The 14862-nt window shown below is 57.6% G+C and carries 15 protein-coding genes and 4 tRNA genes; 12 read left to right on the top strand and 7 right to left on the bottom strand.

The genetic code is table 11. The features are described from left to right. The first annotated feature begins 63 nt into the window (after window positions 1-63). Window positions 64-216: a hypothetical protein gene (locus tag AC559A_RS17180; RefSeq protein ID WP_498818926.1), complete on the top strand. Its 153-nt coding sequence runs from the start codon at window positions 64-66 to the stop codon at window positions 214-216. Between the two features lie 10 nt (window positions 217-226). Further along, window positions 227-487, top strand: a complete 261-nt coding sequence (locus AC559A_RS17175; RefSeq protein WP_498818925.1) for a transcriptional regulator — start codon at window positions 227-229, stop codon at window positions 485-487. A gap of 293 nt (window positions 488-780) precedes the next feature. Here AC559A_RS17175 and AC559A_RS17170 read toward each other — a convergent pair. From AC559A_RS17170 to AC559A_RS17140, 7 genes are all read right to left on the bottom strand, one after another. Next, window positions 781-867, bottom strand: a tRNA-Leu gene (locus AC559A_RS17170). 19 nt (window positions 868-886) lie between these two features. After that, a complete protein-coding gene (gene secG, locus AC559A_RS17165; RefSeq protein WP_498818924.1) occupies window positions 887-1252 on the bottom strand; it encodes a preprotein translocase subunit SecG in 366 nt (121 codons plus the stop codon). 23 nt (window positions 1253-1275) lie between these two features. Next, complete coding sequence (gene tpiA, locus AC559A_RS17160; protein WP_498818923.1) at window positions 1276-2049, bottom strand: triose-phosphate isomerase; 774 nt, start codon at window positions 2047-2049, stop codon at window positions 1276-1278. After that, on the bottom strand, window positions 2046-3236 hold the full coding sequence (locus AC559A_RS17155; protein ID WP_498818922.1) for a phosphoglycerate kinase: 1191 nt from the start codon (window positions 3234-3236) through the stop codon (window positions 2046-2048). Before AC559A_RS17155 ends, tpiA begins: the two co-directional genes overlap by 4 nt. After that, on the bottom strand, window positions 3233-3760 hold the full coding sequence (locus AC559A_RS17150; RefSeq protein WP_498818921.1) for a GNAT family N-acetyltransferase: 528 nt from the start codon (window positions 3758-3760) through the stop codon (window positions 3233-3235). The genes AC559A_RS17155 and AC559A_RS17150 overlap by 4 nt, the downstream gene beginning before the upstream one ends. Before the next feature lie 28 nt (window positions 3761-3788). Next, window positions 3789-4589 carry an inositol monophosphatase family protein gene (locus tag AC559A_RS17145; RefSeq protein WP_028571492.1) on the bottom strand — a complete coding sequence of 267 codons (801 nt, stop codon included), beginning with the start codon at window positions 4587-4589 and terminating at the stop codon, window positions 3789-3791. Window positions 4590-4756: 167 nt separating this feature from the next. Beyond that, window positions 4757-5251 (bottom strand): rubrerythrin family protein, encoded by a 495-nt coding sequence (locus AC559A_RS17140; protein WP_028571493.1) that lies wholly within the window; start codon window positions 5249-5251, stop codon window positions 4757-4759. A 281-nt stretch (window positions 5252-5532) separates the two neighbouring features. Between AC559A_RS17140 and AC559A_RS17135 the strand changes: the two genes are divergently transcribed. The 10 genes from AC559A_RS17135 to htpG all read left to right on the top strand — a co-directional run bounded on the left by AC559A_RS17135 (window position 5533) and on the right by htpG (window position 14230). Next, window positions 5533-6360 carry a CheR family methyltransferase gene (locus AC559A_RS17135; RefSeq protein ID WP_028571506.1) on the top strand — a complete coding sequence of 276 codons (828 nt, stop codon included), beginning with the start codon at window positions 5533-5535 and terminating at the stop codon, window positions 6358-6360. 107 nt (window positions 6361-6467) lie between these two features. After that, window positions 6468-6542, top strand: a tRNA-Gly gene (locus AC559A_RS17130). A gap of 11 nt (window positions 6543-6553) precedes the next feature. Continuing rightward, window positions 6554-6628: transfer RNA gene (locus tag AC559A_RS17125), tRNA-Cys, on the top strand. Between the two features lie 24 nt (window positions 6629-6652). Then, window positions 6653-6727 (top strand) — tRNA-Gly (locus AC559A_RS17120). Window positions 6728-6784: 57 nt separating this feature from the next. Further along, complete coding sequence (locus tag AC559A_RS17115) at window positions 6785-7633, top strand: class I SAM-dependent methyltransferase (RefSeq protein WP_498818919.1); 849 nt, start codon at window positions 6785-6787, stop codon at window positions 7631-7633. Then, the gene (locus AC559A_RS17110) at window positions 7630-9375 is read left to right on the top strand and encodes a YcaO-like family protein (RefSeq protein ID WP_498818918.1); all 1746 of its coding nucleotides are present in this window, start codon (window positions 7630-7632) and stop codon (window positions 9373-9375) included. Before AC559A_RS17115 ends, AC559A_RS17110 begins: the two co-directional genes overlap by 4 nt. A gap of 283 nt (window positions 9376-9658) precedes the next feature. Beyond that, on the top strand, window positions 9659-9976 hold the full coding sequence (locus AC559A_RS17105; RefSeq protein WP_028571508.1) for a TusE/DsrC/DsvC family sulfur relay protein: 318 nt from the start codon (window positions 9659-9661) through the stop codon (window positions 9974-9976). A gap of 292 nt (window positions 9977-10268) precedes the next feature. Beyond that, on the top strand, window positions 10269-11570 hold the full coding sequence (locus AC559A_RS17100) for a M48 family metalloprotease (RefSeq protein WP_498818917.1): 1302 nt from the start codon (window positions 10269-10271) through the stop codon (window positions 11568-11570). Between the two features lie 271 nt (window positions 11571-11841). Then, entirely contained in the window at window positions 11842-12129 is a 288-nt protein-coding gene (locus AC559A_RS17095) for a hypothetical protein (RefSeq protein ID WP_028571510.1), read from the top strand. Window positions 12130-12307: 178 nt separating this feature from the next. Then, on the top strand, window positions 12308-14230 hold the full coding sequence (gene htpG / locus AC559A_RS17090) for a molecular chaperone HtpG (RefSeq protein ID WP_498818916.1): 1923 nt from the start codon (window positions 12308-12310) through the stop codon (window positions 14228-14230). Window positions 14231-14862: the final 632 nt, after the last annotated feature.

Below are 14862 nucleotides of genomic sequence, written 5' to 3'. Positions count from 1 at the left end.
CCGGTTTACGCACTAAGTTCTGAAGACGCGAAGCGGGAGGCGACTCGGGAAGGAGCGCCGCCCATGGAACTGATTGACGGGAATCGCCTTGTGGCCATGCTGGAGAAAGAGGAAATCGGCGTTGTTCCGCGTACGGTCTACGATATCGATTACGCCTTTTTCCGAGCATATTTACCAGAGAAACCGGAACCGGCGACGTCGGGAATCGGCGGGTAGAGGAGTTTTCATGCTGAAATTTCTAATTTTTATTGCCGCGGCTTTCATCTTGTACAAACTTCTGGTCGGTGATTTCCAGAAGAAGAAAGAGGTCAAGGACAAAGAAAGCGAAAATCTGGCCGCCAATGGCGTGATGACCAAGGATCCGGTCTGTGGGACATACGTTCCGGTGGGCAGCGACATTCGGATCAAGGAAGGGGAGACGGTGCACTGCTTCTGCAGTTATGAATGTCGGGATTCGTATCTGAAGAAGCTGGAGGCCGGGAAGTAATACCATCTCCAATTCAATGATTCTCTTTCGGTGTCGCTATCGGGATCGGAATCGGGATCGAATTAGGATTATTGGAAACAGTAGCGATCCCGATCCCGATAACTGCATTCTCTCAAGCGAACAACGCATTGCCGAAATAGAAGGTATTATTGGCACACAAACAGTATCGATCCCGATAGCGATACCGACGCCGACACCGACAACTGAATGAGTCCAAGAACCAGGTGAAAAGAGCTCGATAAAAAAAGACGAGGTCGGACAAACTGTCCGACCTCGTCTTTTTTTGTGACTCTTGGTGCCGAAGGGGGGACTCGAACCCCCACGAGGTTTCCCTCACCACCCCCTCAAGATGGCGTGTCTACCAGTTCCACCACTTCGGCGTTTGACTTTGCTTGAGATTTACGGCGTTTCGGTCCGTGATTGCGGAGCAGCGTCTTGAGGTTCCGCTGGGATCGAGATCTGTTCTTCGATGCTTCCTGGTGCGGAGGGAACTTGCGGCAAATCAGCCGGGAAGTCAAGGATCACGGATTCTTCGGCGGTGCGTTGTCCGCTCATGTAGGTGAAGCTCAGGGAGGTGATGATGAAAATGCTGGCCACGCTGATGGTCAGCTTTTTGAGCAGCCCCCCGGCGCCGCTGCTACCGAAGACGGAACTGCTGCCTCCGCCGAAGATGACGCCCATGCCTTCCTTACCGGATTGCAGCAGGATGAGAATGACCAGAGAGATACAGGCCAAAACGTGAATGGTGATGATCAGTGCGTTCAAAACAGTGTGCTCCTTGCGATATTTCAGACAGCCGAGGCAATGGCCGTGAAGCTGTCGACCTGCAAACTTGCGCCTCCTACCAGCACGCCGTTCACATTGTCAAGGTCCAGGATCGCTCCGGCGTTGTCCGGCTTGACGCTGCCGCCGTAGAGAATGCGGATTTCGTCGCCGCAACGAGGGAACAACTCCTGCAGGGTCTTGCGGACAAGATCGTGGGCCGCGACGATGTCCTCGGTCTGGGCCACCTTGCCCGTGCCGATGGCCCAGACCGGCTCGTAGGCGATGGTCAACCGGTCCGGAGTCACGCCGTCCTTGTCCACCTCGGCCAATCCCAGCCGGAGTTGCCCTTTGAGTACGTTTTCCACGCTGCCGTGGGTGCGCTGGTCCAGGGTTTCGCCGATGCACAAAATCATGTGCAACCCGGCTTGAAGGCCAAAGGCGGTCTTTTGGGCGATGAACCGGTCGGACTCTTTGAGCACGTGACGGCGTTCGGAGTGGCCGACCAGGGCATGGGTGCATCCGGCATCCACGAGCATGAAGGGCGCGATTTCCCCGGTAAAGGCGCCTTCGGAAGACGGATAAAAATTTTGTCCTCCCAGGAACAGTCGTTCTCGCCCGCGGATGGTTTCGGCCACGGCCTTCAGCGCGGTGAAGGGCGGCAGAAGTAGGACTTCGCGGTCCTCGGGCAAAACGTCCCGGAGGCCGGCGGCCAAGCCGGAGGCCAGCTCCACGGCCTGGGCCTCGGTTTTGTACATTTTCCAATTTCCGGCGATCAACATTTTTGGGGTCGCACTCATGCGGCGCACTCCTTCAGGGCTTTGAAGGCGGGGAGATCCTTGCCTTCCATGAATTCCAGAAACGCTCCGCCCCCGGTGGAGATGAAGCTGACCTTGTCCGCCAGGCCCGAGGCGTGGAGCATGGCGTCCGTATCGCCGCCGCCGACGATGCTCACCGAGGCGGAATCGGCTATGGCCGTTGCCACGTGCATGGAGCCGGAAGCGAAGGCCGGGTTCTCGAACGCGCCCATGGGGCCGTTCCAAACCACGGTTCCGGCACCGGCCAGAACTTCCGCGAACAGCGCTTGCGTAGCCGGGCCGATATCCAGGACCATTTTGTCCGCGGGAATGTTCTGGTACGGGCAAACCCCGTCGGCCCGTTCGGACTTGAGACCGTCGGCATATACGAAGTCCACGGGGAGATAGAGCGCGGTTCCACGCTCCTTGGCTTTGGCCAGGACAGCCCGGGCCGTGTCCAGAAGATCGTCTTCCACCAGGGAGGAGCCCACGCCAAACCCTTGAGCCTTGATAAAGGTGTTGGCCATGGCCCCGCCGATGATCATCCGGTCCACCTTTTCCAGGAGATTGTCCAGCAGTTCCAGTTTGCCGGAGACCTTGGCCCCTCCCGAAACGGCCACAAAGGGGCGCTTGGGATCAGCCAAAGCTTGGCCCAGATATTCCCATTCCTTTTGCATCAACAAACCCGCGCAGCAGACCGGAATCAGCTTGGCCACGCCGACGTTGGAAGCGTGGGCCCGGTGGGCCGTCCCAAAGGCGTCGCTGACGAAAATGTCCCCCAGTTTGGCCAACTGGGCGCTGAAATCCGGATCGTTCTTGGTTTCTCCGGCATGGAAGCGCAGATTCTCCAACAACAGGACCTGACCCGGCTCAAGAGCCTTGGTCATGGCTTCCACCTCGGGACCGACGCAGTCCGGGGCCATGGCCACGTCCACTCCCAACAACTCGGAAAGACGTCGGGCAATGGGGCCCAGGCTCAGTTCGGGCACGACCTGACCCTTGGGGCGTCCCATGTGGGAACACAGCACCAGAGCAGCGCCGCGTTCCAGGGCCTGCTTCAACGTGGGCAGGCTGGCCCGGATGCGGGTGTCTTCCTTGATGGTGCCTTGATCCATGGGCACGTTGTAGTCCACGCGGATCAACAAGCGTTTATTCCGTACGTCAACGTCTTTTAAATAGGTAATGCTCATCGTTTTCCTCCTGGCTTGGGTGCTACAGGGCGGTTGTCATGCTGGCAGTCCGTTGAAAAATTCCCAATTGCCGCGACGTATCGCGGATCGCACTGCATCAAAATGGCGTCTCTTACTCCCTCCGGGTGCCGGTAGTAACCCCGACGGCGTCCGATGGGCGTAAAACCGAGCGCCGTGTAGAGGTGTACGGCGGCAAGGTTGGTTTCGTCCACCTCCAGGTGGCAGGCATCGATTCCCAGGGCCGCGCCGTGTTCCAGGGCCGCGGCCGCCAGCGCCCGGCCCAGGCCGTGTCCCCGGAAGACCTGACGAACGGCCATGTTTAAAATCTCCATCTCCGGAGGCAGGATTTGGCAGCTGATGTAGCCGATCAATGCGACCTCGACGCGAACCCCATGCACACGGCACGTGCCCTGGTCATAGCCGCTTTGGAATTGCTCCAGGGACCACGGCGCGGGGAAATGCGCGGCTTCCAACGCCGCGGCTTCCGGAAGTTCGTCGCGGGAGAGCAGAAAGACGCGGGACACGGCGGTCGGCTCGTTTGGTAGGCGGGGATCAGCCGTCGGTTCGCCCCAGGGCCTCGACCATCTCCGCGTGGACCTTGGTGTTGCTGGCCAGGATGGAAGGGATATGCAGGTCGAACGCCGAACCGTCGATCCGGGTGACCAATCCTCCGGCCTCGCGGACCAGCAGCCATCCCGCGGCCATGTCCCACGGCTTGAGGTTGATTTCATAGAAGGCGTCGAAACGGCCGCAAGCGACATAGGCCAGGTCGCTGGCCGCGGAGCCGGGCCGTCGAATCCCCTGCGTCAGGGTGAGCATGGTTTCCATCCACCCCAGAATCGGCGGCAGTTGCTCCCGGACGGAGTAGGGAAACCCCGTGGCGACCAGGGAGTTTTCCAGGTCCGGGACGGTGGATGCCTGGACCGGAACATTGTTGAGATGGGTCCCTCGGCCCTTGGCTGCGTGGAACAGTTCGTGGAGCACGGGCAGATGAACCAAGCCGAGCTGAACGTCGCCCTTGTCCCACAGCGCCACGGAGATGGCCACGAAGGGAAAGCCGTGGGCGAAATTGGTGGTACCGTCCAGGGGGTCGATGATCCAGGTGGGACCGTTCAGTCTTTTTCCCAAGTCCTCGGCGGAGGCCGACTCCTCGGCCAGAAAACCGGCCTCGGGGAGCAGGGCGCCCAGACGTTCCTTGAGGAGTTTTTCAAGGGCCAGGTCCGCGGTGGTGACCAGGTCGATCCGGCCCTTATGGCGGATTTCCCTGGGAGCGTGCCAGTACCGCATCAACAGGTCCCCGGCCTCGCGGACGATGTCGATGGTTTTGTGAAGAAGTGGTGCGTGGTCGGTCATCCGGCGAACATATGCGCAAACAGGGCTGATGCCAAGACGCTGAAAACGAATCGTCCCGCGTCGCTCATGCGACGCGGGACGATATCTCTGGAAATCCTGCTTGATTCCAACTTCGAAATCGTCGGGTTCCGGATTCGGAAACAGCGGCGCTTCCGGATGAAAACGTATTAATCGACCTTAAAGAACGCCTTTTTCGCGGCGTTGCAGACCGGACATTTCTCCGGAGTTTCGCCTTCAATCGTGTAGCCGCAGACGCTACAGACATGGATGTCGATTTCGGTCTGCTTTCCCAGATTCTGGAGGGCCTTTTCGTAGAGTCCGGCGTGAATCTTCTCCACTTCATTGGCGAAGTGAAAGCCGCGTTCCACGGCCTTTTGGCTTTCCTCCTGGGCATCGGCGATCATCTCCGGGTACATCTTCGTGAACTCATGGGTTTCCCCGCTGAGGGCCTCCTTCAGATTTTCCTCCGTGGTGCCGATGCCGCCCATCAGCTTGAGATGGGCGTGGGCGTGAACGGTTTCCGCCTCGGCAACGGCCCGGAACAAGCGGGCTACCTGGGGATGACCTTCCTTGTCGGCTTGCTTGGCGAAAGCCAGGTATTTCCGGTTGGCCTGGGATTCCCCGGCAAAGGCTTCCTTAAGGTTGTTCATGGTCTTGGACATTGTGGTTCCTCCTTGAGAAGGGTTGAGTGTGCGATGGTCCGTGACGACTGTAATCTTAATGCGGTGAGCGTCGTCGATCCAGTGTCTTTTTCATAGTCCAAGAACGGCCGCAATGGAACCTGCTAAGGAGCGGGGCCGAAATCTGCTCGTGCGCCGTAATGAAACCCGTTGAGTCGCCCCGAGAAAAGGGCTAAAGCGAATCGGACGAGGGGACGTCCATTCCGAGTAAGGGCGGGTTGTGGCCGCAACGGGCGTTCGAACCAGGGAGAAAGGCGAGGCATATGCTTGGAACCATGAAGGAACGCGATTTCCGACGGCTCAGTGAATTCGTGCAGAAAAACTGCGGCATCAAGATGCCGCCGAGTAAAAAGACCATGATGGAAGCCCGGTTGCAGCGTCGTCTTCGGGCATTGAATTTAACCGAATACCACAACTACTGCGAATACGTCTTCAGTCCCCAGGGAACGGAAAGCGAGATCCCTCATCTGATCGACGCCCTGAGCACCAACACCACCAGTTTTTTTCGCGAACCGCACCATTTCCAATATCTGACTTCCACGATTCTGCCGACTTGGTGGCAACGCTTCGGCCATGCTCGGGAATTGGCGGTCTGGAGCGCGGGGTGTTCGTCCGGGGAGGAGCCTTACACATTGACCATGGTTCTGGCCGAGTTCCAGGAACAGTACCCGTTGTTTCGCTGGTTCATCCTGGCCACGGACATCAATACCCAGGTTCTGGAGCGGGCGGCCAAGGGCGTTTATCCGGACGACAAGCTTCACACCATCCCCAGGGCTTTGCATCAGAAGTATCTGTTGCGCAGCAAGGACCGAACCAAGAAGCTGATTCGGATCGTCCCCGGATTACGCGAAAAGATTCGATTTCGTCGCCTGAACTTCATGGAGCGATTCAGTTTTCGCGAGCCCATGGACATCATTTTTTGCCGCAACGTGATGATCTACTTCGAGCGGGACGTCCAGGAACGCCTGATCCGCAATTTCCTGGAGCATTTGCATCCCTGGGGGCACTTGATCATCGGTCACTCGGAAAGCCTCGCCGGGATGGATCTCGGTCTGATTCAGGTGGCGCCGACGGTGTATCGCAAGGCGTAGTTTCTTCTCCGTAGCCTGAATAAGAATGGAGTTTTCTTGGATTGGAAAAAGAGTGCGGCACTCCCTTGACAGCCGACAGTCTCTTGGCTAGATACTCACCTCTTCGAGCGGGAATAACTCAGTGGTAGAGTGCAACCTTGCCAAGGTTGAAGTCGCGGGTTCAAATCCCGTTTCCCGCTCCATTTTTTTTTGAGGCGGCATAGCCAAGTGGTAAGGCAGCGGTCTGCAAAACCGCCATTCTCCGGTTCAAATCCGGATGCCGCCTCCAAATTGATTCGTACTTTCCCATCAAGCGGGAGTAACTCAGTGGTAGAGTGCAACCTTGCCAAGGTTGAAGTCGCGGGTTCAAATCCCGTCTCCCGCTCCATATTTCCTTCTTTCCCCTACTGATTCACCTCCTCATATTTTCGAGCCCTTCCCCGACATGGCCATGTCCAATACCGGCAAAACTGGATCGCCGACCGGCAATTCCCGATTGCATCTGCTCAGCCGGTCCGTGTCCAAGTCGGAGTTGTCACGGCTTCTTGAACAGGCCTCTCTTGATCAGCTTTTGGAACTTGTCTCCGCCAGGCACGCGGTGCATTTCGAAACCGTGCGCATCGGGGAGGACGTCCTGGAATGCCTCCAGCTTTCGGACATGGAAGCCTATATCGAGCAGCGCCTGAACGTGCCTTCCCCCGAAGTCGGTCCAGAAGCGGGAACGGGAGCCGGAATAGACGCTTTACCGCTTTGGGCTAAAATATGGCCGGCCTCCCTGCCCCTGGCCATGTATATGCGCGGCGTCGTCCCTGGTCACGGGGAGCGGGTCCTGGAGATCGGGGCCGGACTGGGCTTGACCGGCTTGTTCGCGGCCAAACGCGGGTTTTCCGTGGTGCTCAGCGATATTGTCCCCGAAGCTTTGCTTTTTGCGCGGATCAATGCATTGCGCAACGGGCTCGGCGACACAGTCGTCGTTCAGTCCGTGAACTTCATTAAAGAAGACCATCCGGATCGCTATCACCGAATAATTGCTTCAGAAGTTCTCTACCGTGAGCAATTTTTCGACCCATTGCTTTCTTTTTTTCGGACCCATTTGGAACCCATGGCCACTGCTGAAATCGTGCTTTCCGCGAATGCAGGGCGGCGTGCGATCAAATTTTTTGCGGCTGCGAAGGATTACTTTCAAATCTCACGTTCCTGTGTTCCCTCACCGGTACCCGCGGTCGATTTTCACGGACTTCCTGGGGCCGAAGCCAACCAGAAAACGTATCTCTACCGACTGAGGCCTCGATGAGCATTCGTCTGCGATCATGTCCCAAGGGACATACCAAAGAACTGGACAAGGTTTGTCCTCCCCAGGAAACGGTTGTCAGGGTTCGGGCCTCTCTGGAGGCATTTGGGGAAGACGTTCTGGCTGAGACCCGGCGCATCGACACCGGGCGGCTGGGCATCCCCGTTTATCTGAGCGTCTGTGGACAATCAGCCCGTCGAATCATGCCCACCCGCAAGCAGATGGGCAAAGGAGCGTCCGCCATCCAGGCCGAGGCCTCGGCCTTGGTGGAGTTGACGGAGCGGTTCAGCTTTTTCAGTTTCTGGCAAGGCGTTCAGGATATTGAGCCCTGCTCCTGGAGCGAGGCCCAGCGGAAATGGCCGGGGAGGGTTCTGCCTGTCTCCGAGATCGCCTTGTCCGTCTCCGACGCGTTGCCCGACGAGCAAATCAGAAGCCTGATGGACCTCGTTGCCTGGCGCTTCGTGTCGGCAACCCGGCTGGATACCGGACAGGAGTTTCTCGTCCCTCTGGAATGGTTTCGGAAGATTAATGAATTTAACGGCTCATCCGCCGGAAATACCCCTGAGGAGTCGATCCTCCAGGGCGTGTGCGAACTTGTGGAACGTCATGTCTGCGCCGTGGTGGACCGGGACCGTCAAAAAACGCCTACCCTTGATCCGGAAAGCTTCACGGACCCCGTTCTTCGCGACCTGATGGACGCTTTCAAGCGCGAGGGCATCGTCGTCGTTTTGAAGGACTTCTCCCTTGGCCTGCCCGTGCCCACCGTGGCCGCCGTGGCCTACGATCCCGCAACGTTTCCGGAACGCAGCGAAATCGTCTTCACCGCCGGAACCGCCTCAACGCCATCCAAGGCGGCCATTCGCGCCCTGACAGAGGTTGCGCAGCTGGCCGGAGACTTCGAAACCGGCAGCAACTACGAAGCCTCCGGACTTCCAAAATTTACGGAATCGGCGCAAATCGCCTGGTTGCTGGAGGGGGATACGGTTTCGCTATCCAGCTTGCCGGACATCGGACGCCAGGATATTCTGGATGAACTGACGGAGCTTTGCAACGGGTTGGAGCGAATGGGCTTTCGGGCGTACAGCGTGGAGACGACGCACCCGAAGTTGGGAATTCCGGCTCATTACTCCTTCGTGCCGGGCTTTCAGTTCCGTGAGCGGGCCCTGAATCCCTGTGTGGGCTTGTTCGTCGGGCGCATGTTGGCCGAGGAAGCCCCTCCGGAGCAAGCCGAGACCGGCTTAGAGCACTTGGCCCTGTTGTATCCCGACGCCTCCTTTCCGCTGTTTTTTCAAGGGCTGCTGGCCGTGCGTCAAGGACGCTTTTCCAAGGCCTTGGAAGCCCTGGGCAAAAGCGAGTTGGGCCTGGAGCAACGTGACGACCAAGCCCTGGCTGCCTTTTATCAGGGGTACGCCATGAGCCGGGAGGAGCGTTGGACGAGTAGCCTTCCACATTTGGATCGGGCGATCAAACTTTGTCCGGAGGTCAAGGAGTACTTCAATCTTCGCGGAGTGGCCAAATTCAAACTGGGCGAATACGCCGGAGCTGAGTCGGACTTTCGAAGCGCGTTGGACCTGGACAGCGGCTCAGCCATGGATCTGGCGAACATGGGGCTGTGCGTCAAGTTTCAAGGTCGCGCTGAAGAAGCTGAGGCCTTGCTGCGCTCCGCTTTGGAACTCGATTCGAGCCTGGATTTTGCTCGCGACCACCTTCGGGAATTGCAATCCTTCGAAAAAACCGAAGAGTGACATCCGGATCGCGATAAAAGGTTTCGTTTTTTTCGCCATCCAGCATTGACAACGAATGTCCTTGCATTTTACAAGATAAAAGGATTCAACGCGCATCACGAATGAATCGCGGAATTCTCCGCTGTTTCTGTTCTCACGGAATGTCCCGGAATGGATTTTCGGGCATTTCTGATTATCACGGGATTCCCCGATTTGGGCCTCGTGATTTTTGACAAGGGTCCCGGTCAGGTGCTAACTGCACACTCATTTTGAGACTTAACAAACGCTTAAGGAGGTTTGGACAATGGCCACTGTAGAATTCAAGGGAAATAACTTTGAGGTTGATGAAGACGGTTTTTTGCAGCGTTTTGAAGACTGGAACCCGGATTGGGTGGAATTCGTCATGGAGAGTGAAGGCATTAAAGAAATGACCGATGAGCACCAGAAGGTCATCGATTTTCTGCAGGACTATTACAAGAAGAACGGTATCGCCCCGATGGTGCGCATCCTGTCCAAGGTGACCGGCTACAAGCTGAAGCACATTTACGAGCTGTTCCCCTCCGGACCCGGCAAGGGAGCCTGTAAAATGGCCGGTCTCCCCAAGCCCACCGGTTGCGTATAAATCACTACTTTACCGGTTTTAAAAAAAAAGCGGAGCCCATTGGGCTCCGCTTTTTTTTTGTATGCGCACTCAGCAGAAGGTTCGTGCGAACAGATATCTTCGGACGTCCCACAGGGTTGCCAAAGCGGCGGTGCGGTATGGGCGCACTTGACGTTCCAGTTCAACGGATTATGTGAAACGAACGGTAGTGAGCAGTGAGCACGACCTGCACGACCTTGATCGACACGAAACAGAGAGGATGAATATGCATCACCGGAATTCCGACTTTGCACGACGGATCGCGAGCCGGTCCATGACCAGACGGGATTTTATGTGGTTGGCCACGGTGGGAGCCGCCGGGGCCACGGCGGGGTGCGCCGCGAACCCGGTCACGGGCCGGCAGCAGATGATGTTTTTGTCCGAGGCCAATGAGATTGCTTTGGACAAGCAACATTCGCCGCACCAGTTTTCCGCGGACTACGGGGCGGTCCAGGATGTTCGACTGAACCAGTACATCACCACCGTGGGGGAGAGCATGACGGGGTTCACCCATCGTCCGCACATGCCGTATTCCTATCGGTGCGTGAACGCGACCTACGTCAATGCCTACACCTTCCCAGGAGGCAGCATGGCCACCACCCGGGGGATCATGCTGGAAATGCAGGACGAGGCTGAATTGGCCGGGCTGCTGGGTCACGAGATGGGCCATGTCAACGCCCGGCATACGGCGGCGCGGATGTCCACGGGCATCCTGACCAGTGTGGTCCTCCTGGGCGCTTCGGCGGCCCTGGCGTCCCAAGGCGAAACCTGGGGAGCCGTTGCCGCCGGTTTGGGCGGGGTGGCCGCCGGGGCGCTGTTGGCCCACTATAGTCGCAACGACGAGCGGCAGGCGGACAATCTGGGCATGGAGTACATGACCAAATCCGGCTACAGCCCCGAAGGCATGGTCGGCCTGATGGACGTGTTGCGCAACATGCAAAAGAACAACCCCTCGGCCATTGAGATGATGTTCTCCACCCATCCCATGAGCGAAGAACGTTATCAGACTGCTGTTCGGGAGGCCGGGACCACGTATGGTCACGCCCGTGCCCAGCCTCTGTATCGGGAGCGGTATATGGATCACACCGCCGGGCTGCGCCGGATCAAGGGGGCCATTGAGAAGATGCAGGAAGGGGAAAAGCTGATGCGCCAGGAACAGTTCTCCCCGGCCGAAACCGCCCTGGACGACGCCTTGCGCCAAGCCCCGGAGGACTATGCCGGATTGATGCTGATGGCCAAGTGCCAACTGGCCATGGACCGGCCCCGGCGGGCCGAATTCTTCGCGGACAAGGCCCGGACCATTTATCCAGCCGAAGCCCAGGCCCATCATGTCAGTGGTGTGGCGAAACTCAAGTTGGACCAGTTCGAAGCCGCCTACGATCAGTTTGATCGCTATGAAAAGCTGCTCCCCGGCAACCCGAACACGGTTTTTCTCAAGGGCATCTCCCAGGAAGCCATGGGGCGCCGCAATCAGGCCGCCCAGGAGTATCAGCGTTTTCTCGGCACCGTCCGCCAGGGCGAACAAGCCGAGTACGCCCACGCTCGCTTAGTGGAGTGGGGCGTTATCGCACCTTGATCCGGTGGTTCAAAACACCGGGCCTGGGTCTCCATCCCTTCGGGGTTGAATCCAATCAATTTGGGAAATCCAGGATGATTCTAAATTGATTGACATATCATCGCCCTCCCTTTCTTGCATCCGCACAATGTAGGGGCGACCGGCCGGTCCGCCCCTACGCCACCTGCGCAATGTCATGCACACACGGCCTTTATTTTGCAATGCTCTCTGATTTGAGGGCAAGGCTGAATATTTTGACCACCTTTATTCCTGACAAGGAAGGAGCAAGACCATGAAGATCGACGGGAGCGACAGTGCATTTGCCGGCCATGACTACTTGAAGGCCCTCCAGGATAAAATTCAGGATCTGAAACGTGGTGCCGGACCTTTGGCGGACGGGGACCGAACGAGTATTCATCCGCGGCGCGCCTTTGTCGGAGCGGGGGAAGAGGTTTCGTTCGGCGATGCCCGGCAGAGCCTTGAGCAGATCAAACGGACAGGACAGGGGTCTCAGCTAGGGGATTTGCATGTCAATCTGAACATGGACCGGGTCCGGGAGCTGTTGAGCCCTTTGGGCTGAGTGTTTTGGCTTGGGCGTTTTTTTCGATTTCGATTTCGATTTTTGAGGTTCAAGATCAAAATTCCGCTCCTGAGCCCTTTCCCTTGGGTTGACGCCGCCGCATAAAATATTATCTGTAGGCACTTTTTGCTGTGTGGCGCATCAAGAATCATCCCAAGAACGGTGAAGGAGAACGGATATGAACGTGGACGCATCGCAAGGCCCTGGCGAGACCAGGGAGTTTCAGGCCGAGGTCAAGAAGATCCTCGATATCGTGATCAATTCGTTGTACACGGAGCGGGAAATCTTTCTGCGGGAATTGATTTCCAACTCCGCGGACGCCCTGGAGCGCTATCGGCATCAGAGCTTGACCGACCCGGGTGCGTACCCGGATTTGCCTTTGGAGATCCGGATCGTGGTGGATAAGGATGCCAAGACCCTGACCATCACGGATACCGGCATCGGCATGGATCGCGGCGAGTTGGAAGCCAACCTGGGAACCATCGCCCATTCCGGGACCAAGACTTTCCTGTCCCAACTGGCCGAGGGGACCAAGGACGTCAACCTGATCGGCCAGTTCGGCGTCGGGTTCTACGCCGCCTTCATGGTCGCGGGCAAGGTCCGGGTGACCTCCCGATCGTATCGCCAGGACGACTCCGGGCATCTCTGGGAGTCCGACGGCGGCGGGGCCTACACCATCTCAGCGGCATCCGAATTGCCGCGGGGCACGTCTATTGTCCTGGAACTCAAGGACGACGCGGCCGAATTCGCGGACCCGGAGCGGATCAAGCGGATCATCAAGCAATACTCCAGTTTCGTGCCCTTCCCGATCCTGCTGGACAACGAGGCCGTGAATACGGTCCAGGCCCTGTGGACCAAGAACAAAAGCGAGATCACGGACGAGGAGTACACCGAATTCTACAAATTCGTGGGCAATGCCTTTGACGACCCTCTGCTCCGGTTGCATTTCGACACCGACGCCCCCCTGGCCATCAAGGCCCTGCTGTTCGTGCCCAAGGACAACTTCGAGAAGTACGGCCTGGGCCGTACCGAGCCCGGGGTGAACCTGTACTGCCAGCGCGTACTCATCGAGCAGCATTCCAAGACCATCCTTCCGGAATGGCTGCGCTTCCTCAAGGGCGTGATCGACTCCGAGGATCTGCCCCTGAACATTTCCCGCCAAGCCCTGCAGGACAGTTCCCTGGTGCGCAAGATCAATTCCGTGGTCACCAAACGCTTCCTGAAGCACCTGGAAGAGACGGCCAAAAACCAGCCCGAGACCTACGAGACCTTTTGGCGTGATTTCGGCTACTTCCTGAAGGAAGGGGTGGTCAGCGACTTCGGCCACCGGGAAGCCCTGGGCAAGCTGCTGCGCTTCGAATCCTCCACCACCGAACCCGGCAAACTGACCTCCCTGGTCGACTACCTGGGCCGGATGAAGATCGCCCAGAAGGAAATCTTCTACATTCACGGCTCAAACCGCGAAGCCATCGAGGCCGGTCCGTACATCGAGGCCTTCCGCAAGCGCGACCTGGAAGTGATCTACACCATGGACCCCATCGATGACTTCGTGATGGGCCACCTGGCGGAATTCGAGGGCAAGAAGCTGGTTTCCGCGGACCGGGGCGACATTGAGCTGCCGGAACTGGACGAGGACAAGAAAGATCAAAAAGACCAGCCCGAAGCCGAAAAGGAAATGGACAAGGCCCAGGCCACGGATTTGGCCGCCTGGATGAAGGGCGTGCTCGGCGACCGGGTCAAGGAGGTCAAGGAGTCCAAGCGCCTGGAAGGCAGCCCGGCCATGATCGTCAATCCGGACGCGCATATGACCAGCTCCATGGAACGGATCATGCGCGCCGCCGGCCGCCAGGGCGATCTGCCCATCTCGGTCAAGGACCTGGAAATCAACGCCCGCCATCCCCTGATCAAGGGCCTGGCCGCCCTGCGCCAAACCGACGAACCCTTTGCCCGGACCGTGGCCGAACAAATCCTGGACAACGCCATGGTCCAGGCCGGCCTGCTCATCGAGCCCAGAAACATGGTGGACCGGACGTACCGGATTCTGGAGCGGGCCGTGGGTGGAGCAGGGGAGGCACCTAAAAAGGTGGAGTCAGATTCCTGATCAGGTCATTCATTTTGTAGGGGATGAGCGCATACACAGTTGCCCCCCCCCTTTTATCGGTGTCGGTATCGGAATCGGAATCGGGATCGATACGGTTTGTTCGCCAATAGTCCTATTTCGATACCGATACCGACCCCGACCCCGATAACTGCATTATATAAAAGCCCCTGGAGGTGAACCCCCAGGGGCTTTTTTCGGTCTTCTCGATTACCCCTACAACGCAACTTACTCAATTTGGTCTAAGGATTGCTTCTTTCGCCTGTGTGATAGTCGAGCCCTATGGTTCCTTTTTTGGACCCAGGCAACCTGATCCAGCAAGGCTTGTAAATCAAGTATCCTCAATTTCAGTAGGCCTTTGAATAAAAACCTAAGCAACGAGAGCGTAATGGATGGTGCTTTTTTTTTCCAAAATGAGTTTCAGATGCCAGAGAAAGAAATGCCCCAACATGCAAGTTATTATAGATGTCCCTGCAAAAAGTCAGCGGCAATTATGCGGCCAGCCCCCAGCGATGCCCCTGGTAGGTGTGCTGAAGGGGGCGAACCGGAGCAGTTGAGCTGAAAAGGCGATAAAAAGGTGTCCTGAGAAAGTAATTTGACAGTAATTTGCTCTTTGACATGGCTTCCCGCGTCTT

The sequence above is a fragment of the Desulfonatronum zhilinae genome (assembly GCF_900182865.1).
GTDB classification, from domain to species: domain Bacteria; phylum Desulfobacterota; class Desulfovibrionia; order Desulfovibrionales; family Desulfonatronaceae; genus Desulfonatronum; species Desulfonatronum lacustre.
The sequence above is the reverse complement of the archived record's forward strand: the minus strand, read 5'-3'. Positions and strand labels throughout refer to the sequence as shown.